Source organism: Massilimicrobiota sp. An142 (genome assembly GCF_002160725.1).
Lineage (GTDB): Bacteria > Bacillota_I > Bacilli_A > Erysipelotrichales > Coprobacillaceae > Allocoprobacillus > Allocoprobacillus merdigallinarum.
The window spans coordinates 1-22,106 of record NZ_NFLD01000033.1; the positions used below are offsets into that span (position 1 = coordinate 1).

The following is a 22,106-nucleotide window of genomic DNA, read 5'->3' on the forward strand; positions in this document are numbered from 1 at the left end:
ATTATCCCGAATTTTACTTGATTTTTCATTGGAAAAACCTGTTTTTCGGGATAATCAATAATTCGGGATAAGTGTTGTGAAAGGGGCGAAAGATATTAATTCTTAGCCCCTATTCAATTTTTCTATTAATACATTCCTGGTGCCATTGGAGCAGGAACTGGATTATCTTCTTTAATTTGTGCAACACCTGCTTCAGTTGTAATAAATAAAGCAGAAATACTTGCAGCATTTAATAAAGCACTACGTGTAACTTTTGTTGGGTCAATAATACCTTTATCAAACATTGATACCCATTCACCATCTTTAGCATCAAATCCTTGTCCATCAGCAACTTTCATTTGTTGTTCTACAATTTCATCACTATTGAAACCAGCATTTTCAGCAATTTGTCCCATTGGAGCAAGTAATGCATCTAAGACAACTTTAATACCTTTTTGTTTATCTACGTTAGAATCTTTTAACTGGTCTTTTAAAGCTACATAAGCGTTAACTAATGTAACACCACCACCCATAACGATTCCTTCACTAACAGCAGCTTTTGTGGCATTTAAAGCATCTTCAATTCTTAATTTCTTTTCTTTCAATTCAGATTCAGTAGCTCCACCAACTTTGATAATAGCAACACCATTACTTAATTTACCTAATCTTTCAGCATAATTCTTTTTATCATAATCACTCTTAGAATTATTCATTTGTTCAGTGATTTCTTTAACACGTTGATCAATAGCAGTCTTATCACCACTACCACCAATCATTGTTGTATGATCTTTTGTAATATGAATCTTTTTAGCAGATCCTAAATCAGTCATTTGCATGTCTTTTAAATTCATATTTAAATCTTTACTATAGAATTTAGCATTTGTTAAAATGGCAATATCTTGTAAGATTTCTTTTTGATTATCACCAAAACTAGGGGCTTTTGTAGCCACAACATTAAATGTTCCTCTTAATTTATTAACAACTAATGTTGAAATAACTTCTTGTTCAAAATCATCAGCAATTAATAATAAAGGTTTATTAGATTGCATAACTTGTTCAAGAATTGGTAAGATTTCTTGAACTGTATTAATTTTTTGATCAGTAACCATGATTAATGGGTTATCTAAATCAACAGTCATTTTTTCTCTATCAGAAACCATATATGGAGAAACATAACCTTTATCATATTGCATACCTTCAGCAACTTCTAATTCTGTATCAAAGCTGTTAGATTCATCAACACTGATGACACCATCTCTACCAACTTTTTCCATGGCTTGAGCAATATATTGACCAATTTCTTTATCTCCAGAAGAGATTGTCGCAACACTTTCAATATCATTGCTTGTTTCTACTTTATGAGATTTATCTAAAATATATTTTGCAACTTCTTTACTTGCATAATCAATACCTTCACGCATTAATACAGGATTAGCACCTTTTTCTACAGCTTTTAATCCATCTTGAATCATGCTTTGAGCTAAAATTGTTGCTGTAGTTGTTCCATCACCAGCAACATCATTTGTTTTATTGGCTACTTCATATACAAGTTTTGCACCCATGTTTTCAAATGCATCTTCTAGTTCGATTTCTTTAGCAATTGAAACACCATCATTTGTAATTAAAGGTGATCCAAACCCTTTATCTAAAACAACATTACGTCCTTTAGGACCAATAGTGACTTTTACTGCATCTGCAAGAGTATTAACTCCATTTAACATTGCATCTCTGACATCTTTAGAAAAACGAATTTCTTTACTCATTATTTATTCCTCCTATTCAATAATAGCTAAAATATCTTCTTCTTCTAAAATCATATATTCGTCATCATTATCTTTAAATTTTGTTCCTGAATATTCTTTAAAGATAACAGTCATACCTTCTTTTAAGTGTTCATCACATTTAGGCCCAACAGAGACAACAGTCGCTTGATTGCTTGCTTGTTCTTTTGGACTTGTTAAAATGATTCCACTTGCTGTTTGAGTTTCAGCTTTTTCTTTTTTTAATATCACATAATCATGTAATGGTTTCAACATTTTGTATTCCTCCTTATGTTTTAGCACTCATATATCTTGTTTGCTAACAACTATTATTATAGCTTGATATATGAACTGAATATGAACTTTTAGCACTATGTTTTCAAAAGTGCTAAAATCGTTAAAATATATGAATGTTTATTCTTTTTTATAACTCTATTTGATATAATATTTTTATAGATTGAAAGGTTAAAGGAGAATAAAAATGGCTAAAAAATATGAAAGATTTGTAAAATCATATGAATCATCAAAGTTTGCAAGTTCAACAGAAATATGGGTAGATAAAGAAACAGGTGTGAATTATTTATTTCATAGTAATACAGTTGGGTCTGGAATGACTGTATTGGTAGATAGAGAAGGAAAACCCATTATAACAACAGTTTTTCCAGATGAAGAATAGGAGGACGACATGAAAGCTGTATTTAATCATTGTAATATTAATGTTACAAACTTAGAAAAAAGTATCGCATTTTATCAAAAAGCATTAGGACTTACTGTTGTCAGAGAAAAGGAAGCATCGGATGGAAGTTTTAAACTTGTTTATCTGACTGATAGTGAAGCCTCTTTTCAATTAGAATTGACATGGCTAAAAGATCATCCACAGGCTTATGAATTAGGTGAAAATGAAAGTCATATTTGTTTTGTTGTTGATGATTATGAAGCATATCATCAATTGCATCAAGACATGGGATGCATATGTTTTGAAAATGAAGCAATGGGACTTTATTTTATTCATGATCCTGATGATTACTGGCTGGAAATTGTACCACAAAAATAAGCAAAGAACCTTTGTGCGAAAGGTTCTTTTTATACGAGAATTTCAAATGTCTGATTTTGATGGGTAACAGGCAGGATTTGAGCATGATAGGGATTGTCTAAATGCTCTTGTAATAGGAGTTTTGTTGTTTCATAGTGTCCAAAATAGTGAATTGGTAAAATGTATTTTGTTGGAACATGTCTTAAAAAAGCATTTAAGCCTAATAAATAGTCTTTTTCTTGACGAATATCCACAACAACACAAGCAAGATCAACTGGTTCTTTGATAGAATAGATTTCTTGGAGGTAAGTCTGTTTTTGATATATATTGTCTTGTTCTGGTTCACCTTCCCAATGCCACCAATGAAGATCACCAGCATGATATATTGTCTGATTTTCCACATGGACAAGAAAAGCACATCCTTCATCAGTAGAAAGCAGTGTGGAAATAGATAAATCATCTATTTGATAAGTTTGATGTATATCTACATAATATGCATCATATTTATGACGCAGTGTATTGGATAAAATATAAGTGATTTGAGGATGATGAATTTTAAAAATATTGGGATTATAATGATCATAATGACGATGGGAAACAAATACATAAAGTGGTTTGTTATGATTAAGATTGAGCTGACCTTGATAATAATCAAATAGAAGAAGGTGCTCTTCCAACTCTACTAAACATCCACTATGATATAAATGTGTAACTTTCATATAAAAAAAGATAACATGCGAAACATGTTATTCTTCTTCTCCTTCATCATAATTTGAAACATTATGGTATACTTCATCAACATCATCACAGTCATTAAGTAATCCCATTAATCTTTCAAATAACATCATATCTTCACCTTCAAGTTCTACATAGTCTTGAGGTGTTGTTGTAATATCATCCACATCAAATTCAATATCTTCTTTAACAGCTTCAATAGCTGTTTTGATTTTATTTAAATCTGTTGGTTCACCTGTTATTTTAATACGTCCATCTTCTAATGTTGTAATGTCTTTAGCATCAACATCTCCCATCACTAATGCTTCTAATACTTCATCTTCACTCATACCACTTAAAATAACTGTACTTTCAACATTATATAAATAAGCAACAGAACCTTCAGCTCCTAATTTAGATTTTGCTTTTGTAAATGCTGGACGAACTTGTGATATTGTACGATTGATATTATCTGTTAAACATTTCACGATTAATGTAGAATTACCTGGACCAAAACCTTCAAATTGAATAGGTTCATAATTTTCAGTCACACCACTTTTGACTTTATCAATAGCACGTTTAATAACATCAGCAGGAACTTGTTCTTTTTTTGCTTTGTCTACTAAACGTCTTAATGCTAAATTTCCATCTAATTCTGGTCCACCAGCTTTCGCTGTTAAATAAATTTCTTTTCCATATCGTGAATATAATTTTGCTTTTTTGGCAGCTGTTTTTGCCATTGCAACTTTACGCACTTCATGTGCTCTACCCATGATTAAACGCCTCCTTTAAAAATTCCTTTAGTATTATAAACATTTTTTAGTGATTTTTCAATAAAAAATGGTATAATCACTATATTTCATCATGAGAGATTAAAGAAAGGAGTCTGCCGTGAAAAAAATTGTTATTGTTGGAGCAGGAGCATCTGGTGTTTATTTATCACTTTTATTAAAACAACAAATGCCCCAAAATCAAATCATAGTTTTAGAACAAAATAAATCCCCATTAAAAAAATTATTAGCTACAGGAAATGGAAGATGTAATCTATCCAATAAAAAAATGCATTCACAATATTATCAAAGCGATCAACTCAAAATGGTTCAATCAATTATTCAAGATTTTGATATGGTTGAACAAATGCAAAAAATAGGACTCTATTGTGTTTATCAAGGTGATTTGCTTTATCCTAAAAGTGAACAGGCATTGTCTGTGAGAAACGTTTTCATGCAGCGTAGTGAAGAAGCTGGGGTTGTCTTTCAATATGAACAGGAAGTTTTACAAATTCAACGACAAAAGCATCAATATCTCATCAAAACAAATTCTCAAAATATTATTGCTGATGTTATTGTATTGGCGATGGGAAGTGAAGCAGGGAAACTTTCTGGAATGAATATATCACGTTATGAGATTTTAAAACAAATGCATTTAAAAGTCGTTGAACCAGTGCCTTCGCTTGTGCAATTTTATACATCTCCTGTCTTGAAATCTTTAAAAGGTGTAAGAGTTAAAGGAACATTTTCGTTAGTTGAAAATGAAAAATGTATCCATCAGGAAAAAGGAGAATTATTATTTACTGATTATGGTGTTAGTGGAATTGCTGTTATGCAATTATCGTCTTTTTATCAAAAACATCATCATTATCAATTATATATTGATTTTTTTGATGAATTAAGCCACAATCAGTTATGTCAATTATTGTCTAAACAATCTTCTTTATTTTTAGAAGGATTGATGAATCATAAGATTGCCAAAGCATTTCAAAAATATCAGTATCTTTCAATAGACCAGCTTGTATCATTATTGAAGCATTATCCATTAGAAATCAAAGGAATCAGAGAAGCTTCTTATGCCCAAGTTATGAAAGGAGGTCTATCTTTAAAGGAAGTAACAGAAGATTTGGAATTGAAACAATATCCATGTATTTATGCAATGGGAGAAATTTTGAATGTTGCAGGAATGTGTGGGGGTTATAATTTACATTTTGCTTTTGCCAGTGCTTATCGTGTTGCAAAAGCAATAGAAAGGAATGTCTATGTTAAGAATTCATAATTTAAAAGTTAAGCTTGGTGAAAAACGTTATGCAAAAATCATTTCTCAAAGTTTAAATGTTCGTGAAAAAGAAATTCAAAATGTTTCGCTTGTCAAACAATCTTTGGATGCCAGAAGACAAAATGTCCATTGGATTTGTAGTTTTGATTTTACTGTTTCCAATGAAGAACAGTTTTTAAAAAGATTTCCTCAGCTTCAAAAAGTACAGCCTTATCAATATCAGTATTTACCATCAAATGATCAAAAAGTCATGATTGTCGGTAGTGGTCCAGCCGGACTGTTTTGTGCCTATGTTTTGGCTATGAGTGGTCAAAAGGTCACAGTGATAGAAAGAGGACAGGAAATTGAAAAACGTGAAAAAGCGGTTCAAGATTTGCTTGAATATGGTCTATTACATAGTGAAAGCAATATTGCTTTTGGAGAAGGTGGTGCAGGAACTTTTTCAGACGGGAAATTGACAACAGGTGTAAAAAATAAGCGTATTCGCTATATTTTAGAAACATTTGTAAAGTTTGGAGCACCAGAGGATATTTTATATCTTCATAAACCTCATATTGGTACAGATTATTTACGACAGGTTGTTCAAAATATGCGTAAGTTTTTAGTGTCGAAAGGTGTTACTTTTTTATTTGAAACAAAAATGATTGATTTTCAAAAAACAGAAAGTGGTTATCAGATAACAGTTTTACAAAATCATCAAAAGAAGATTTTGAATAGTGATTTACTTGTTTTAGCCATTGGACATAGTGCCAGAGATACATATGAAATGCTATATCAAAAAGGTATCCCTCTCCAACAAAAGCCTTTTGCTGTAGGAGTTCGTATTGAACAATCGCAACAGAAAATCAATCAGATTCAATACAAGAAAAGTGCTTCATCACCATATTTAAAGGCGGCCAGTTATAAGTTGGCTGTGCAAAGTGGAAAAAGAGGTGTTTATACATTTTGTATGTGTCCCGGTGGTGTTGTTGTACCATCACATCATGAAGAACAGACACTTTGTGTCAATGGGATGAGTTATTATGCCAGAGATGGTCAAAATGCCAATAGTGCCATTCTGGTTACAGTATCAACGGATGATTTTGAAAGTTCCCATCCATTAGCTGGTATTGCCTTTCAAAGAGAGCTTGAACACAAGGCTTTTGAATTAGGGGGAGGCAATTACTTTGCACCAGTACAAAGAGTGCAGGATTATTTACATCATGAAGTGAATCCCTTAGGTCAAATTATTCCAACTTATCGTCCGGGTTATCGTGTATGTGATTTGAATGAACTGTTCCCTGATTTTATCAATCAGGCACTGCATGATGGTCTTATTCAAATGAATCAAAAAATGCATGGATTTATAGATGATGATACAATCATCACAGGTATTGAAGCCAGAAGTAGTGCACCTGTTCGTATTTTAAGAGATGCTTCTTATCAATCATGGGAAGGTTTATATCCAATAGGAGAAGGAGCTGGATATGCTGGAGGAATTATGTCATCAGCTATTGATGGAATCATGTGTGCAGAACAGATTTTAAAAAAATAGGAAGGAATTGTCTTTAATTCCTTTTTATTATGTAAATTTTTGTTATTGTGATGACATTGTTTTTTTTTGGATGAAAATATGTTACACTTATAAAAAGGATGGTATCAATATGAGTGCTTTAATTGAATTTAAAAATATTGTTAAAAGTTATACGATGGGGGATATAACGATCAATGCCAGTGATGGGGTTAATTTTATTGTGAATAGAGGGGAATTTGTCGTCATTGTTGGGGCTTCTGGAGCTGGAAAGACGACTATTTTAAATTTACTGGGAGGAATGGATTCACCAACCAGTGGTTCTATTCTTGTTGATGGCGAAAATATTGCTTTATATGATGAAAAGAAATTAACAGAATATCGCCGTAATGATATAGGGTTTGTATTTCAGTTTTATAACCTTGTACAAAACTTAACGGCTTTAGAAAATGTCGAATTAGCATCACAGATTTCTCAAAAACCTTTGGATGCCAGAAATGTTTTAGAGCGTGTTGGTTTAGCTGATCGAATGATGAACTTTCCTGCACAATTATCTGGAGGAGAACAACAACGTGTGGCTATCGCTAGAGCGATTGCTAAAAATCCAAAACTTTTGTTATGTGATGAACCAACTGGAGCATTGGATTATCAGACGGGGAAGGCAATTTTATCTTTATTAAGGGAAATGTGTGATACTTATCAGATGACAGTCATTGTGATTACTCATAACTCTGCTTTAGCACCGATGGCAGATCGTGTGATTCATTTAAAAAATGGAAAGGTCAATGGGGTTGAAATCAATGAAAACCCACAACCAATCGAGGAAATTGAATGGTAAAAAGAAAGAAAAAAGCTTATTGGAAAAATCTCAGAAAAACAATTTTAACATCTAAAGCAAGATTTTTTTCCATTTTTGCGATTGTATTTTTAGGTGCGGCTTTTTTTGCAGGGTTAAGAAATACACCGGGAACAATGACTCAATCAATGGATCATTACTTGGACAAACACCATTATGCTGATTTAACATATATGGCATCATTAGGTTTTTCCAAAGATGATATTAGTGAAATTCAAAATATATCGGGTATTGAAGATATTCAATATGGTTATCAATTTGATGCTTTGATTCATCATAATGATTCACTGGCAGGAGTTACTGTTTACGCCAGTGAACAATATGATCAAGATATGCTTAATCAACCTTATCTGGTTGATGGGCGTTATCCTCAAAAAGACAATGAATGTGTCATTGATGAAGAAATGCTGGCAGAAGATTATCAGATTGGTGACGAGATTTCTATTCATAATGATCAAGGTGAAAAGACTTTTAAAATCGTTGGTGTTGTGAATGATGTTCGTTATATTGCTATTACGGATCGTGGAACGAATACTTTGGGTGATGGAACGAATGCTGGATATATTGAAATTTTAAATGAAAACAATGATTTTTTAGCTATGCCAGAAGATCTTTATGAATTACGTGATGAAGATATTTTATATAATCAGATTTCTGTCTGTGTAAAGGGAGCTAAAGAATATAATGTTTTCAGTGAGGCATATGATGATTATATTGAAGATGTGAATACAAAAATAAAAAGTACTTTATCATTAAAAATGAGTCGCTTGTATGAAGACTTGACAAGTGATGCCAAAACAAAATTAGATGAAGCCCAAAAAGAATATGATGAAGGTTATCAGACATATAGTGATTCTAAAGATTTGTTTGATGAAAAGATATTAGAGGCTAAAATTCAATTAACGAATGCGAAAATCACATTGGCTACAAAAGAAGCTGAATATTTAAAAGCTCAATCAACAGCATCTTCACAAATTCAAGACATGTTAGAAACAATTGAAAGTACGAGTGAGGAGTTAAAAGGAAATTTAGAAAGTTTACAAAAAGAACTTGAGAATTATCAAAATGAAAATACTGAAAATATTTCTCCAGAAGTGCAAAAATCGATAGCTAGTTTAGAAAAAATGGGTGATATTCTTAAAAATGCATCTTCCTCATTAGATGGATTGACGCAATTGAATGAAGCTTCTATTGCGATTGAAAAGGCTAAGCTTGAAATTCAACAACAAGAAAATCAATTGACTTTAGAAGAACTGAAAACAAATAATGAATTAGAAAAAGCTCAAGACAAATTAGATCAGGCAAAATCGCAGTTAGATGAAGCCAGAGATCAAGTGGATCAGATTCCTAAAGGAAGGCTTTATACTTTAACACGTCATGAAAATTCAGGACTTGTGAATTTTGATTCTAATAAGGATTCTATTTCTTCTATTGCAGATATTTTCCCATTAATGTTCTTTCTTGTATCAGCTTTGGTTTCATTAACAACAATGACGAGAATGGTGGAAGAACAAAGAAGTCAAAGTGGAACATTACGTGCTTTAGGTTATTCTAAATGGGATGTCATGAAGCAATATATCATATATGTTATTTTTGCGACCTTTTTTGCCTGTATTTTAGGAATTGTTTCTGGAACACAATTTTTCCCACGTATTATTTATTATTTATATAATTTAATGTTATTTCAAGTGGATGCACCTATTTCGATTTATGCCAGTACATGGGTTTTGCTGGAAACAGTTTTTATATCGGTATTTGTTATTTTGGCAGTCACACTCTTTGTTTGTATGAGTGAATTGAATTTGATGCCAGCGGTCTTAATGCGACCTAAAGCACCAAAAGTTGGAAAACGTATTCTTTTGGAAAGAATTCATTGGTTATGGCGTCGTTTGTCTTTCAATCAGAAAGTAACAATGCGTAATATTTTTAGGTATAAGAAACGCTTCTTTATGTCTGTGATTGGGATTGCTGGATGTACAGCTTTAATTATTACCGGCTTTGGTGTTAAATCTTCTGTATCACAGGTTGTTGATAAACAATATCAAGATGTTTTTACATATGATTATCTTGTTCGTTTAGAAGATAGTGTTTCAACCAAAACAGCACAGAATTATCAAAAAGATTTATTGAATCGTAGCGAAGTTGCAAATGTGGAATATGTTTTAAATAAGAGTATTAATATCTTAAAAGATAAAGAAGATTTATATGGTTCATTAATTGTTTATCAATCAATGGATAATATGAAAAACTTTGTTCAGTTTAGAAATTATCAGACATATAAAGATTTGGTTCTTGATGATGAAGGTGTTATTTTAACCGCAAAAGCAGCTGAATTGCTTGGTGTGGAAGATAATGATACAATTGATATTGAACTCAATGAAACAAAGTATAGTGTAAAGGTTTCAGGTATCACAGAAAACTATTTTATGAATTATATTTATATGTCCCAGACTTTATATGAATCATTGACATTACAGGATCTGGAAGTGAATAATGCGTTCTTGATTTTACAGGATGATCGTGCTTCGAGTCAAAAAACACTGGAAGCTTATATGCAGGACAAAGGTTATGGAAATTTAACCAATGTATCATCAATTGGTGAAGAATTTGATAAACAGGTTCAAAGTGTAAATCTGGTTGTTGTTATTTTGATTGTCTGTGCAGGAGCTTTAAATTTCATTGTCCTTTATAACTTGACAAATATTAATATTCAAGAACGTAAAAGTGAGATTGCAACAATTAAAGTTTTAGGTTTTAGACGTAAAGAAGTTTATGACTATATCTTTAGAGAAAATGTTCTTTTATCAGTGATTGGTTCTTTACTGGGAATGATTTTTGGTTATTTCCTTCACAAGTTTATTATTTTGACGGTGGAATTGGATATGACAATGTTTGTTAGACAATTAAATATCAGTAGTTATATATATGCTATTATTATGACTTTAGGTTTTACTTATTTTATTAATTTCACAATGCGACATGTTTTAAATAAGGTTGATATGGTGGAATCTTTAAAGAGTATTGAATAGGGAGTGGAATCATCCACTCCTTGTTTTATAAAATAATATATTTTTTATTAAATAAATAAATATTTTTATGATTTTTAGAATATTTGAAAAAATAAAGTTATTTTTTGTTGACTTGTATAAAATGTTAAGTATAATAATGAATATATTTAAAAAAAGGGGAGAGATATATGAATATAAAAAAAGTTATGTCTTTAATGGCTGTGTCAAGTATGTTGGTTGCTTGTGGTGGAGGAACTGGTGGTTCTTCAGCTACAGAATTAAAAGAAGGGGATACAATTAAAATTGGATTTGTTGGTCCATTAACTGGAGAAACATCAACTTATGGAATTCCAGTTAAAAATACTATTGAACTTGCCATAGAAGATTATAATAATTCTGATGATGCAAAATATAAAGTAGAATTACTAGCTGAAGATTCTCAAGGTAAGGAAACAGATGCTGTGAATGCTTATAAAAAATTAGTTGGTGAAAAGGTTGTTGGAATTGTTGGTCCTGTTATTACGGCTGAAGGTTTAGCTTTAGGAGAGGCTTCTAAAGCTGATGGAACACCTATTGTTTCACCAAGTACTTCTGGTGATAGTATTACTTTAAATAATGATGGAAGTACAAGAAGCAATTACTTTAGAACATGTTCTAATGACTCAATGGGTGGTCAGACAATTGCAACAGCTATTGGTGATGGTCGTATTAATGTTAAGAAAGTTGCTATTTTAACAAATAGTGGTAGTGATTATAGTCAGGGATGTACAGATTCATTTGTTACTCAGGCAAATAAAGATGGCACACAAATTGTATTACAAGAAAAATATCCAAAGGATACAAAAGATTTTGGAAGCTATATTACAAAAGTAAAACAATCAGGAGCAGATGCTGTTTATATTCCAGATTATTATGAAATAATTGCAACTATGGTTGGTCAATTTAAAAATGCTGGTTACAATGGTACATTCTTAGGAACTGATGGTTGGGATGGCGTTTTATCAGTTAAAGATGTTGATAAATCTATTTTCAATGGAGCTTATTATACAAATACATTCGATGACCGAGTAGAAGATGTACAAAATTATGTAGCTAAATATAAAGAAAAATATAACAGTGATACAAACATGTTTGGAACAATGGCTTATGATGCAACTTGGGTATTATTGAAAGCAGTTGAAGCTGCTGGAACAACTGATTATGCTAAAATTTGTGAACAGTTAGAAAAGACAAATTATGATGGTATTACAGGTCATTTTGAATTTGATGATCAACATAATCCAACAAAAGAATTGGTTGTTAAAACTATTAAAAATGGTGAATATAGTTATTTAGATTAGAAGAAAAATAAAGGAGATTTTTCTCCTTTATTTTTTTAAGTCAGGAGGTTTACAAATGGAATTTTTAACGCAAATCATCAATGGATTAAGTACAGGTGGAATGTATGCACTTGTTGCCATTGGTTATACAATGGTATATGGGATTGCTAAAATGATCAATTTTGCTCATGGTGAAATTATTATGGTTGGCGCATATCTGGCTTATGTGATGACAACTATGGTGCAAGCACCCATTATTGTTAGTGTTTTAGTAGCCATTGCTGGATGTGCTTTATTAGGTGTTGTGACAGAAAAAGTGGCTTATAAGCCCCTTAGAAATAGTGGGAGTTTAGCTGTTTTAATTACTGCTATTGGTGTCAGTTATCTGTTACAGAACTTATTTTTGATCTTATTTGGCTCTGCTGCCAGAACTTTTCCTCAATATATGCCTAGTGGTACAGTATCTTTTTTTGGCGCTCATATCACGTATGTCGCTTTGCTTTCGCTTATCTTAACTTTTATTTGTACTGGATTATTGCTTTTGTTTATAAACAAAACAAAATTGGGAAAAGCAATGCGTGCTGTCAGTGAAGATCGAGGAGCTGCAGAATTAATGGGAATCAATGTGAATACAACCATTTCTCTAACATTCGCCATTGGTTCTGGTTTAGGAGCTATTGCAGGTATTATTTATGGTATGAGTTATTCTTTGATTAATCCCTATTTAGGTGCCATGTTAGGTATCAAAGCTTTTATAGCAGCTGTTCTTGGTGGAATTGGAAGTATTCCAGGAGCAATGGTAGGTGGATTGATTATTGGTGTTGCTGAAGCATTTACAATTTCATATATTTCATCTGCTTTTTCAGATGCAGTTGTTTTTGGTATTTTAATCTTTATTTTATTAGTTAAACCAGCAGGATTGTTTGGTCAGAATATGAGAGAGAAAGTGTAGGTGATAGGGATGAAAAAGAAACAAATAAAAGATTTGATTATATCCTTTATCATGGCGCTGATTATTTATGGGATCATTATGTTTTTAATGAGTGCTGGAATTGTTGACTATTATTGGTCAGGAATTCTCATTATGGCTTGTGTCAATGTTATTTTAGCAACAAGCTTGAATTTAGCGAGTGGTTATTTAGGACAGTTAACTTTAGGACATGCTGGATTTATGTCCGTAGGAGCTTATACATCTGCTTTATGTAGTTTATATCTTCATTTCCCATTTTTATTAAGCTTATTGATTGGTGCTATTGCTGCCTGTCTGATTGGCGTTGTTATTGGTATACCAACATTAAGATTAAAAGGTGATTATCTTTGTATCATTACTTTAGCATTTAATGAAATCATACGTGTTATTATGCTTAATTTAAGTATTACAAATGGTGCCAAAGGATTGATGGGATTTCAAGCAATGAATATTGATTTTTCTGTCTATTTTTTAAGTGCTGTGATTACAATCTATGTCATTTACTGTATTGTTAAATCACGTCATGGGCGTGCCATTATTTCTATTTGTGAAGATGAAACAGCCAGTGAATTATCTGGTATTCCTACATCATATTATAAGATCTTAGCTTTTGCTATTTCTGCTTTCTTTGCTGGGATTGCAGGTGGATTATATGCTCAATATATGGGAATGCTGGTTCCTTCTACATTTGATTATAATAAATCAGTAGAAATTCTGGTTATGGTTGTATTAGGTGGATTAGGAAATTTAAAAGGTTCTATTATAGCAGCTATTATCATGACGATATTGCCAGAGTATTTAAGAGCATTTGCGGATTATCGTATGTTACTTTATGCAATTGTTTTAATTGCTGCAATGATTATCAAAGAAAAAAATTTAGTGCCTCGTATTAAAGCTAAATTTTTTAAGAATAAGACAGTGGAGGTGGATGACTGATGAGTTTGTTAAAAGCAGAGGGATTAGGAATCCAATTTGGAGGTTTAAAAGCTGTTGATGAGTTTAATTTTGAAATGGATAAAGACCAATTATATGGTTTGATTGGACCAAATGGAGCTGGAAAAACAACTGTATTTAATTTGTTGACAGGTGTTTATAAACCAACGAGTGGACAAATACTTTTTGATGGGAAGTCACTTTTAAAGATGACACCTACGCAAATTACACAATTAGGGATTGCAAGAACATTTCAAAATATTCGTTTATTCAAAAAAATGAGTGTTATTGATAATGTTAAGGTTGGATTGCATCATTCTCAAAATTATTCATTATTATCATCTATTCTTCATCTTCCAAGTTATTTTAAAGGTGAAGAGGCTATGCAGGAAATGGCTATGAGCTTACTTCGTGTTTTTGATCTAGAAAAATATGCTGATGTCAAAGCTGGAAATTTACCATATGGAAAACAACGTAAACTAGAAATAGCAAGAGCACTTGCAACGTCACCTAAACTTCTTTTGTTAGATGAACCTGCAGCTGGTATGAATCCTATTGAAACAGAAGAATTAATGGAAACGATAAAGATTGTAAGAGAAAAATTTTCTATTGCGATTTTATTGATTGAACATGATATGAAACTTGTTATGGGGATTTGTGAAAAAATTGCAGTTTTAAATTTTGGTACAGTCTTAGCGTTTGGGACTCCAGATGAAATTAAAAATAATCCTGATGTGGTTGCAGCATATTTAGGACATGAAGAATAGGGGGATGACCATGTTAAAAGTTGATTATTTAAATGTTTATTATGGTGTGATTCATGCGATTAAAAATGTAAGTTTTGAAGTGAATCAAGGTGAGATTGTGGCTTTGATTGGAGCTAATGGGGCTGGAAAGACATCTATCATGCATGCTATTAGTGGATTGGTAAAACCTAAAAGTGGTACGATATCTTTTATGGGGGATGAGATTACAAAACTTCCTGCACATAAAATTATTGCTAAAAATTTAGCTCAAGTTCCTGAGGGTAGACGTATTTTTGCTCAATTAACGGTTCAAGATAATTTGGAAATGGGTGCATATTTACGTACGGATAATAAAATAGGACAAGATTTAGAAAAGGTTTATCAAAGATTTCCACGTTTAAAGGAACGTAGAAATCAATTGGCTGGAACACTGTCAGGTGGAGAACAGCAGATGTTAGCAATGGGGCGCGCATTAATGTCAAAACCAACGCTATTATTGTTAGATGAACCATCAATGGGGTTATCACCTATTTTGGTTAATGAAATTTTTGACATTATTAAAAGTATTAAAAAAGATGGAGTAACGGTGTTATTAGTTGAACAAAACGCAAATAAAGCACTTTCAATTGCTGATCGTGCTTATGTTCTTGAAACTGGAAATGTTATTGTATCAGGGAAAGCCAATGAAGTTGCAAATAATCCAAAGGTAAGAGAAGCTTATCTTGGTTAAAGAAGATTGAAAAATCTTCTTTTTTTAATGAATATTGAGACCATTTTGTTTTGTTGCTAACAATCGATCACCATATGCTTTTAAAATAAACGAAATGTAAATCAGGCTTATCAGATAACAGGCATCATGACGTAATGATAGTGAGCAAATAAATGGATGAATTATATAAATGAATAAACCACTTAATAAACACCATAAAATAAAATATACCAAACATATTCTCCCTTGATAATTGAGAGCATGATGAGAATAATCCCAACATTGAGTGTGAAAAAATCGTTCAATATAATAACTACTTAATAATTCTAATAAAGTCATACAAATTCCACCGATAAGACATACGAAAAATGGATGAAAATACTGAAGATAGGGTTGGCATAATATAAGGATACAAGCACCAAAACCATATAAGGGAATAAATGGACCATTCAATAAACCCGATGAGATCCATTTTTTACGAAATAACGAAACATAAATAGATTCAAGCCAATATCCTAAAAAACAATAAATTGAAAAATAGACAATAATCATAGCATTCTCCTTTTCAACTCATTCTATGAAATGAAGATAATAATATGTCTAAAATTGATTAAAAAGTGAATACTTTGTATAGAAAAATGATAAAAAACAAAAAAACGTCAAAAAAAGTTAATTCAAAAAATATTGATATAATCAACAAAATTTTAATTTCTTAAGAATTTCTTAAGAAAATTGTGGACTTTTTGTGAACGTTGTTTTATAATTCTAAATGGGTATATTATTGAAAGGAGGCAACGAATGGATAGTAATATTAAGACGAATTTATTGGAAATTATGCAAGAGCATGTTTTAAAACGTAAAGCTATGTTCATTCCGATGTTATGTATTTCAACATTTGGTTTGGTTGGTTATGCTGCTGTCGATAAAGAAAAACCTACAATCGAAGCTAATAAGATTGAAGTTCTTTATGGGACAAAGCTAGATAAAACGATGTTTGCTATTTCTGATAATCGTGATTCCCTAGACGCTATGGATGTAAAAATTGATGATACATCATATGATGCATATCAATTAGGTATATATAACGTCGAAGTAACTGCAACCGATATGTTCTCAAATTTAAGTACAAAGGTTGTTCAAGTAGAAGTTGTTGATAAAACTGCTCCTGAATTGAATCCGGTAGGAGATAGTCAAGGTTATGTTATTGATGTTGAAGCAAATGGTAGTCAAGATATCGCTCAATATGTCAATGCATCTGATAATGTTGATGGAGATGTTACACCATTTATTGAAACAGACAAGAAACTCGATACTTCAAAATTAGGATCTCAAATGATTGAATTGAGTGTTTCAGATAACGCTGGAAATCAAACTCAACAAACATATGAATTCTATGTATCAGATACGACTGCACCTACGATTAGTTACAAGAAGGGATCTACAGTTACAGTAGACTATGGTTCTCAATTTGATTATTTAGATTATATCAAAGTGACTGATAACTTTGATAAGAAAGTGAAATCTATTGAAGTAGATGGAACTGTTGATACTAAGAAAGATGGAGAAACAACTTTAAAAATTACTGCTAAAGATTCTTCTGGTAATGCATCTGAAGAAACATTAAAAGTTAAAGTTGGTGACTTAAGTGCACCTAAGATTAGTTTATCTAAGTCTTCAGTACAAATTACTAAAGGTAAGAACTTTAATGCAAAAAGTTATCTAGAAAGTGCAACTGACAACAAAGATGGAAATGTGACTTCTAAAGTCGAAATCAGCAATCCAGTTAATACAAAAAAAGCAGGAAAATATACTGTTGAATATAGTGTTACGGATAAAGCTGGTAATTCAAGTTCTAAAACTTTGAAAGTTACTGTTGTAAATCCAGATGACATTGCTCCTAATCAAGGAATGGTAGCTACTGCTCAATCACGATTGGGTTGTCCATATCGATGGGGTGCAACTGGACCAAGTTCATTTGACTGTTCAGGATTTACTCAATGGGTATATCGTAAGAACGGCAAGAGTATCCCACGTACATCTGGAGCACAAAAAAGTGGAGGAAGAACAATTTCTTTATCTCGAGTGAAACCAGGTGACATTGTATGGCGACCAGGCCATGTAGGAATCTACGTTGGTGGAGGAAGAGTTATTCATTCACCGACAACAGGATCTGTTGTTAGTTATACAAGTTTAAGTGGATTTACTTGTGGTGTAAGATATTAATGATGAAAAACTGTAATGAATGATTTCATTACAGTTTTTATTTTGTTATAATAGGGCTAAGGTCAGGTGATGAATATGTATATTGGAAGCCATACTTTAATGAAAAGATATGATGAATGTTTATTGAAACACGGTCATACAATTGAACAATTGGTTAATAAAGCAAGTGATTGTTTGTTGAAACATATCCATGGTGAATCATTTAGTATTGTTTGTGGGCCAGGTAATAATGGGGCAGATGGGCTTTCTCTGGCTATTAAACTTTATCAACAGAAAAAGAATGTACAAGTTTTTATATTTGAAAACACGAATCATCTTTCCAAAGCCAATGCTTATTATTTGCAGAAATGTTATGATTTGTCTCTTCCTGTTTATTTATTTCAACAGGATAATTTAGAAGAGTTGATTGGTTATATGACGGCTTGTGATACAATTGTTGATGCAATATTTGGCTTTGGGTTGAATAGCTCGCCACGAGGTATTTATCAAAGTGTTATTGAAAGTATTAATCAACTCTATGATCAGGAAGTCATTGCTGTAGATATTCCTACAGGTCTTCAATGCGATTCAGGAAAACCATATCAAAGCGTCATTTATGCAACTTCAACAATTACTTTGAGTGCTATAAAAAATGGATTTCTTAATCCTGATAGTTATTTTTTTACGGGAAAAGTTATTGTTGAAAAACTAGATGTTGATGATGTGAGTGAAGAAGCTGGATTGTATCAGATGGCAGATGATAAAATGATGTTTCCACTTTTAAAAGAAAGAATTTTTGATGGATATAAAGGCACATATGGACATACTTGCCTTATTACAGGATGCATGGAATATAAAGGAGCAGCTCTGTTAAGTGCAAAAGGTTGTGTTTATAGTGGTAGTGGAATTACGACAGTTATGAGTGATCAGGAAGTTATACATGCATTAACTCAGTTCTGCCCTGAAGCAACAGCAGTTTTAAGGCCTCCTATTTTACAGAAAGAAGATTTCCTTCGATATGATGCTATATTAATTGGATGTGGACTAGGTCAAAGCTTAGATAGTTATCGTTATGTTATTGATGTTTTAGAAAAAACAAAACAACCTCTCGTTATAGATGGGGATGCTTTAACGATTTTATCAGCACATACTGATTTATTAAAACAGCAAAATCGAGATATTATTTTGACTCCACATTTAGGTGAATTTCAGCGTTTATGTCCATTCGACAGTCAGGATGATATGTTATTGGTTGCACAAGATTTTGCAAAAGAGCACCATGTTGTTTTGGTATTAAAAGGACCTTATACCATAGTGACAAATGGTCAGGAATCATATCGTATTCGTGCAGGAAATAAAGCTATGGCAACTGGAGGAATGGGCGATGTTTTAGCTGGAATAATTACAAGTTTTGTAGGACAAGGTTATCCTGCCTTACAGGCTGCAATGTTGGGTGTTTTCATACATGGATATACTGGTGATCTTTTGGCTAAAGAAGACTATACTGTGATTCCGTCAAAGTTAATTGAATTTATTCCAAAAGCTATGAATAATATGATAAAAAGTAACCCGGAGGTTACTTCATAGAAATTAATGTAATGTTGCGATGAGGACTTTTATTTCTTCGATAGGAGAAAAAGAGGTCCTCATTTTCAATTGTACAGTATGGAGAAATGGTTATATTTTTTTGAGGCACTTGAAGATTAAGCAATTGTTGTTGAATTAAACCTTTACTATTCAATAAATAAGCTCCATCTTCTTTTTGAATATAAAAATCATGTGTATCAAAAGACATTTGTTTAACCAAATCAATAATATCATCTTTTGCTTCAAAATTTCTTTGTTCAATGGATGGCCCAATATAGGCATAAATCATTTGAGGATTACAATTTTCATGAGTTATTAAATGTTTTGTGACTTTTCCAACTATTTCATTTACGGTTCCTTTCCATCCACTATGAATAGCGGCAACAATTTTCTGATCTCTGCAATATAATAAAACAGGACAGCAATCAGCATGAAAAGACCAAAGCCATAAATGGCGATCACGTGTATACAAAGCATCATAATTGTCAAATGCATCCTCTTGACTCCACATACCTCTACCTCCATCTTGAAGTTGAACTTTTAGAAAGTTTGTGGTATGTCGTTGATGTGTTGCAACCATATGATTTAAATCAGTATGCAAAGTTTGAGCTAATTTTTCTCGATTCTTTAAAACCTGTTGATCATCAATACCATTGAAACTCATATTCATGAGCTCTCCGTTACAATAACTGCATGTTGTATAAGCTTCAATTTCATGAAAACAATCCCATTTGATGAATTTCATTATAAAACTCCTTTCATTTGCCCTACCTCTTTTAAAAATATAACATACATTAAAGTGAAGGAGGGATTAATTATGTTTCAACAATCTTGTGGTTGTCAAAATATGAATTCATGTTCATGTCAAGGACAACAAATGAATTTTGGAAGTGTCAATGGTTGTCCACGTCCACAACCTTTAGTAGCTCCTAGAAGAGTTTGTGTGACAAATCAAATTACACCTGTTGCTCAGCCTGTGATTTGTCCAATTGAATGTCGTCGTGTCAACCATTGCATGTATTATCCAGTATTTTATCCTGTTTATGAGCAAACATTTGTCAATGCTCCAAATATGAACTCTATGAATTCACCTTTCTCATGTCGTTAAAAATAGTTTCATCAGGATCAATGTAAATCGTTGAGTAATGTGAAAGTATCACTTGTCCCGGTTTAGCACCCTGTGGCTTTTTTAGCGTTTTAACCAAGGTATAATTGACAGGAACTGAAGAACTGTGTTTACCTTTGGAAAAATAAGCAGCTATTTGACTTGCTAAACGAATGGTATATTCATCTAGATTCTGACTATGCACAATGACATGGCTTCCAGGCATGTCCTTGACATGAAACCACATATCATTTTTAGAAGCCATCTTAAAGGTAAGATAATCGTTTTGCAGGTTATTCTTACCTACATAGATTTGTATATTGTCTTTAGTAAGATATTGTTCAATATGCAATTTTTTTGGTCGATGCACCTGTTTGGTTTTTTTCTTTTTCAAATAACCTAAATTTTCTAATTCTTCTTTCATTTCTAATGCATCATAATAAGAAGCATTTTCCATCAGTGTGATAAGACTATCAAAATAAAGAATTTCATTTTCGACAATATTTATCTGTTCTTGAAGATGCGTTAAAGCTTTTTTGGCTTTTTGGTATTTTGCATAATACTTATTTGCATTTGTTTTACCATCATATCTTTCATCTAAAGCGATAGTCATCATACTACCATCATAATAATTTTCAACAGTAACTTCTTTTTGTCCTTTAGAAATCAAATGGAGATTAGCAAATAAAAGATCACCTTTAATGCGTAAATCATCACTGTTTTGTGATTCAAAAAGAGTTTGTTTTAATTTATTAAGTTTATTGATGTTTCTTTGATATTCATTTTGAATAAATTTTGCTAAATCTGAAGTCTGTTGCTTGATACGATCTTTTTCATCAATTAAATCATAGTGTTTATCTAAACCATCAAATAGAGGATATATTTCTCCGTTACATTGTAGATGCGTTAAAGGAATAATATGAAAATATTCCTTATCTTGATATTTGTGGATATAGATATTTTGTGAGTGTTGTAATAATTGAATAATGTCTTGAAAAGTTTCTCCATGATGGATACGATAAAGAACTTCTTTTGAGAGTTCAGGAGAAAACCCTTGATAAGTTTTTGTCAGATTATCTGTTTCCATCCATTCACTTGTAAAAGGATTTTTCTTTTCAATTAAAGGGGGTTGATTATAAGTTGCTCCAGGCTGTAAAATACGAGCACTCATAGCGGGAGAAACACGTTTTAAACAATCAATGATTTTATTGTTGTCATATGTCAAGATTGCATTAGAATGTTTACCCATGATTTCTAGATAGAGATGATATTTGACAGTATCTTTGAGTTCATTTACACCAATCAGTTCAATATCTACAATACGATCGAGTTGAATCTGAGAAATCTTTTCAATATAAGCTCCTTCCAGATGCTTTCTCAAAAGCATTGTTAAAGCATTAGGGCTGGCTGGAGTTGGATAAGATAATTGGGTTAATTGAATTCTTGCATATACAGGATGTATTGAAATCAATAATTTGAAATTTTCTCTTTGTGAACGAATATGAAATAAAAGTTCATATTGAGAAATTTGATAGATTTTATTAATTTTTCCTCGTGTTAATTGATTTTGTAGTTGTTCTACAACACGAGATAGCATAATTCCGTCATAAGCCATATTTCATCACC

21 protein-coding genes are annotated in these 22,106 nt (G+C 32.0%); 14 read left to right on the forward strand and 7 right to left on the reverse strand.

What is annotated here, in order from left to right; genetic code table 11:
• Positions 1-125: 125 nt before the first annotated feature.
• Both groL and B5E87_RS12095 read right to left on the reverse strand, forming a co-directional pair.
• Positions 126-1,742, reverse strand: a complete 1,617-nt coding sequence (gene groL, locus B5E87_RS12090; RefSeq protein WP_087245163.1) for a chaperonin GroEL — start codon at positions 1,740-1,742, stop codon at positions 126-128.
• A gap of 12 nt (positions 1,743-1,754) precedes the next feature.
• A complete protein-coding gene (locus tag B5E87_RS12095) occupies positions 1,755-2,015 on the reverse strand; it encodes a GroES family chaperonin (RefSeq protein ID WP_087245164.1) in 261 nt (86 codons plus the stop codon).
• 205 nt (positions 2,016-2,220) lie between these two features.
• Here B5E87_RS12095 and B5E87_RS12100 point away from each other — a divergent pair, with 205 nt between their 5' ends.
• Positions 2,221-2,415: a DUF6440 family protein gene (locus tag B5E87_RS12100; protein WP_087245165.1), complete on the forward strand. Its 195-nt coding sequence runs from the start codon at positions 2,221-2,223 to the stop codon at positions 2,413-2,415.
• 9 nt (positions 2,416-2,424) lie between these two features.
• Positions 2,425-2,793 carry a VOC family protein gene (locus B5E87_RS12105; protein WP_087245166.1) on the forward strand — a complete coding sequence of 123 codons (369 nt, stop codon included), beginning with the start codon at positions 2,425-2,427 and terminating at the stop codon, positions 2,791-2,793.
• Positions 2,794-2,822: 29 nt separating this feature from the next.
• Here B5E87_RS12105 and B5E87_RS12110 read toward each other — a convergent pair whose 3' ends face one another.
• Together B5E87_RS12110 and B5E87_RS12115 are read right to left on the reverse strand one after the other, a co-directional pair.
• Entirely contained in the window at positions 2,823-3,491 is a 669-nt protein-coding gene (locus B5E87_RS12110; RefSeq protein WP_087245167.1) for an MBL fold metallo-hydrolase, read from the reverse strand.
• 27 nt (positions 3,492-3,518) lie between these two features.
• Positions 3,519-4,259, reverse strand: coding sequence for a YebC/PmpR family DNA-binding transcriptional regulator (locus tag B5E87_RS12115; RefSeq protein WP_087245168.1), 741 nt, complete (start codon positions 4,257-4,259; stop codon positions 3,519-3,521).
• A gap of 118 nt (positions 4,260-4,377) precedes the next feature.
• Here B5E87_RS12115 and B5E87_RS12120 point away from each other — a divergent pair, with 118 nt between their 5' ends.
• From B5E87_RS12120 to B5E87_RS12160, 9 genes are all read left to right on the forward strand, one after another.
• A complete protein-coding gene (locus B5E87_RS12120) occupies positions 4,378-5,535 on the forward strand; it encodes an aminoacetone oxidase family FAD-binding enzyme (protein WP_087245169.1) in 1,158 nt (385 codons plus the stop codon).
• Complete coding sequence (locus tag B5E87_RS12125; RefSeq protein ID WP_087245170.1) at positions 5,519-7,069, forward strand: NAD(P)/FAD-dependent oxidoreductase; 1,551 nt, start codon at positions 5,519-5,521, stop codon at positions 7,067-7,069. The genes B5E87_RS12120 and B5E87_RS12125 overlap by 17 nt, the downstream gene beginning before the upstream one ends.
• Before the next feature lie 109 nt (positions 7,070-7,178).
• Entirely contained in the window at positions 7,179-7,883 is a 705-nt protein-coding gene (locus tag B5E87_RS12130; protein WP_087245171.1) for an ABC transporter ATP-binding protein, read from the forward strand.
• Positions 7,877-10,930 (forward strand): ABC transporter permease, encoded by a 3,054-nt coding sequence (locus tag B5E87_RS12135; RefSeq protein ID WP_087245173.1) that lies wholly within the window; start codon positions 7,877-7,879, stop codon positions 10,928-10,930. The genes B5E87_RS12130 and B5E87_RS12135 overlap by 7 nt, the downstream gene beginning before the upstream one ends.
• A gap of 167 nt (positions 10,931-11,097) precedes the next feature.
• Complete coding sequence (locus B5E87_RS12140; RefSeq protein ID WP_087245175.1) at positions 11,098-12,249, forward strand: ABC transporter substrate-binding protein; 1,152 nt, start codon at positions 11,098-11,100, stop codon at positions 12,247-12,249.
• A gap of 55 nt (positions 12,250-12,304) precedes the next feature.
• Positions 12,305-13,180: a branched-chain amino acid ABC transporter permease gene (locus tag B5E87_RS12145; RefSeq protein ID WP_087245177.1), complete on the forward strand. Its 876-nt coding sequence runs from the start codon at positions 12,305-12,307 to the stop codon at positions 13,178-13,180.
• A 9-nt stretch (positions 13,181-13,189) separates the two neighbouring features.
• Positions 13,190-14,134 carry a branched-chain amino acid ABC transporter permease gene (locus B5E87_RS12150; RefSeq protein WP_087245179.1) on the forward strand — a complete coding sequence of 315 codons (945 nt, stop codon included), beginning with the start codon at positions 13,190-13,192 and terminating at the stop codon, positions 14,132-14,134.
• Entirely contained in the window at positions 14,134-14,898 is a 765-nt protein-coding gene (locus tag B5E87_RS12155) for an ABC transporter ATP-binding protein (RefSeq protein ID WP_087245181.1), read from the forward strand. The genes B5E87_RS12150 and B5E87_RS12155 overlap by 1 nt, the downstream gene beginning before the upstream one ends.
• Positions 14,899-14,908: 10 nt before the next feature.
• Positions 14,909-15,607, forward strand: a complete 699-nt coding sequence (locus B5E87_RS12160; RefSeq protein ID WP_087245183.1) for an ABC transporter ATP-binding protein — start codon at positions 14,909-14,911, stop codon at positions 15,605-15,607.
• A 24-nt stretch (positions 15,608-15,631) separates the two neighbouring features.
• Here B5E87_RS12160 and B5E87_RS12165 read toward each other — a convergent pair whose 3' ends face one another.
• The gene (locus B5E87_RS12165; protein WP_224759444.1) at positions 15,632-16,138 is read right to left on the reverse strand and encodes a putative ABC transporter permease; all 507 of its coding nucleotides are present in this window, start codon (positions 16,136-16,138) and stop codon (positions 15,632-15,634) included.
• Positions 16,139-16,384: 246 nt separating this feature from the next.
• Here B5E87_RS12165 and B5E87_RS12170 point away from each other — a divergent pair, with 246 nt between their 5' ends.
• Positions 16,385-17,809: a C40 family peptidase gene (locus tag B5E87_RS12170; RefSeq protein WP_087245185.1), complete on the forward strand. Its 1,425-nt coding sequence runs from the start codon at positions 16,385-16,387 to the stop codon at positions 17,807-17,809.
• A 75-nt stretch (positions 17,810-17,884) separates the two neighbouring features.
• Positions 17,885-19,375, forward strand: coding sequence for an NAD(P)H-hydrate dehydratase (locus B5E87_RS12175; RefSeq protein ID WP_087245187.1), 1,491 nt, complete (start codon positions 17,885-17,887; stop codon positions 19,373-19,375).
• On the opposite strand, the gene pgeF is transcribed toward B5E87_RS12175, so the two are convergent.
• A complete protein-coding gene (gene pgeF / locus B5E87_RS12180; RefSeq protein WP_087245189.1) occupies positions 19,365-20,120 on the reverse strand; it encodes a peptidoglycan editing factor PgeF in 756 nt (251 codons plus the stop codon). The two genes, B5E87_RS12175 and pgeF, sit on opposite strands and share 11 nt — an antisense overlap.
• Positions 20,121-20,192: 72 nt before the next feature.
• On the opposite strand from pgeF, the gene B5E87_RS12185 reads away from it, so the two are divergent.
• Complete coding sequence (locus B5E87_RS12185; protein ID WP_087245192.1) at positions 20,193-20,483, forward strand: hypothetical protein; 291 nt, start codon at positions 20,193-20,195, stop codon at positions 20,481-20,483.
• Here B5E87_RS12185 and B5E87_RS12190 read toward each other — a convergent pair.
• Entirely contained in the window at positions 20,455-22,095 is a 1,641-nt protein-coding gene (locus tag B5E87_RS12190; protein ID WP_087245194.1) for an Rqc2 family fibronectin-binding protein, read from the reverse strand. The two genes, B5E87_RS12185 and B5E87_RS12190, sit on opposite strands and share 29 nt — an antisense overlap.
• Positions 22,096-22,106 lie beyond the last annotated feature (11 nt).

Coding starts and splice junctions, on each gene's coding strand:
- B5E87_RS12185 (WP_087245192.1), top strand. CDS start 20,193: ATGTTTCAACAATCTTGTGGTTGTCAAAATATGAATTCATGTTCATGT.
- B5E87_RS12115 (WP_087245168.1), bottom strand. CDS start 4,259: ATGGGTAGAGCACATGAAGTGCGTAAAGTTGCAATGGCAAAAACAGCT.
- B5E87_RS12190 (WP_087245194.1), bottom strand. CDS start 22,095: ATGGCTTATGACGGAATTATGCTATCTCGTGTTGTAGAACAACTACAA.
- groL (WP_087245163.1), bottom strand. CDS start 1,742: ATGAGTAAAGAAATTCGTTTTTCTAAAGATGTCAGAGATGCAATGTTA.
- B5E87_RS12160 (WP_087245183.1), top strand. CDS start 14,909: ATGTTAAAAGTTGATTATTTAAATGTTTATTATGGTGTGATTCATGCG.
- B5E87_RS12130 (WP_087245171.1), top strand. CDS start 7,179: ATGAGTGCTTTAATTGAATTTAAAAATATTGTTAAAAGTTATACGATG.
- B5E87_RS12140 (WP_087245175.1), top strand. CDS start 11,098: ATGAATATAAAAAAAGTTATGTCTTTAATGGCTGTGTCAAGTATGTTG.
- B5E87_RS12135 (WP_087245173.1), top strand. CDS start 7,877: ATGGTAAAAAGAAAGAAAAAAGCTTATTGGAAAAATCTCAGAAAAACA.
- B5E87_RS12170 (WP_087245185.1), top strand. CDS start 16,385: ATGGATAGTAATATTAAGACGAATTTATTGGAAATTATGCAAGAGCAT.
- B5E87_RS12150 (WP_087245179.1), top strand. CDS start 13,190: ATGAAAAAGAAACAAATAAAAGATTTGATTATATCCTTTATCATGGCG.
- B5E87_RS12110 (WP_087245167.1), bottom strand. CDS start 3,491: ATGAAAGTTACACATTTATATCATAGTGGATGTTTAGTAGAGTTGGAA.
- B5E87_RS12145 (WP_087245177.1), top strand. CDS start 12,305: ATGGAATTTTTAACGCAAATCATCAATGGATTAAGTACAGGTGGAATG.
- B5E87_RS12125 (WP_087245170.1), top strand. CDS start 5,519: ATGTTAAGAATTCATAATTTAAAAGTTAAGCTTGGTGAAAAACGTTAT.
- B5E87_RS12105 (WP_087245166.1), top strand. CDS start 2,425: ATGAAAGCTGTATTTAATCATTGTAATATTAATGTTACAAACTTAGAA.
- pgeF (WP_087245189.1), bottom strand. CDS start 20,120: ATGAAATTCATCAAATGGGATTGTTTTCATGAAATTGAAGCTTATACA.
- B5E87_RS12165 (WP_224759444.1), bottom strand. CDS start 16,138: ATGATTATTGTCTATTTTTCAATTTATTGTTTTTTAGGATATTGGCTT.
- B5E87_RS12155 (WP_087245181.1), top strand. CDS start 14,134: ATGAGTTTGTTAAAAGCAGAGGGATTAGGAATCCAATTTGGAGGTTTA.
- B5E87_RS12175 (WP_087245187.1), top strand. CDS start 17,885: ATGTATATTGGAAGCCATACTTTAATGAAAAGATATGATGAATGTTTA.
- B5E87_RS12100 (WP_087245165.1), top strand. CDS start 2,221: ATGGCTAAAAAATATGAAAGATTTGTAAAATCATATGAATCATCAAAG.
- B5E87_RS12095 (WP_087245164.1), bottom strand. CDS start 2,015: ATGTTGAAACCATTACATGATTATGTGATATTAAAAAAAGAAAAAGCT.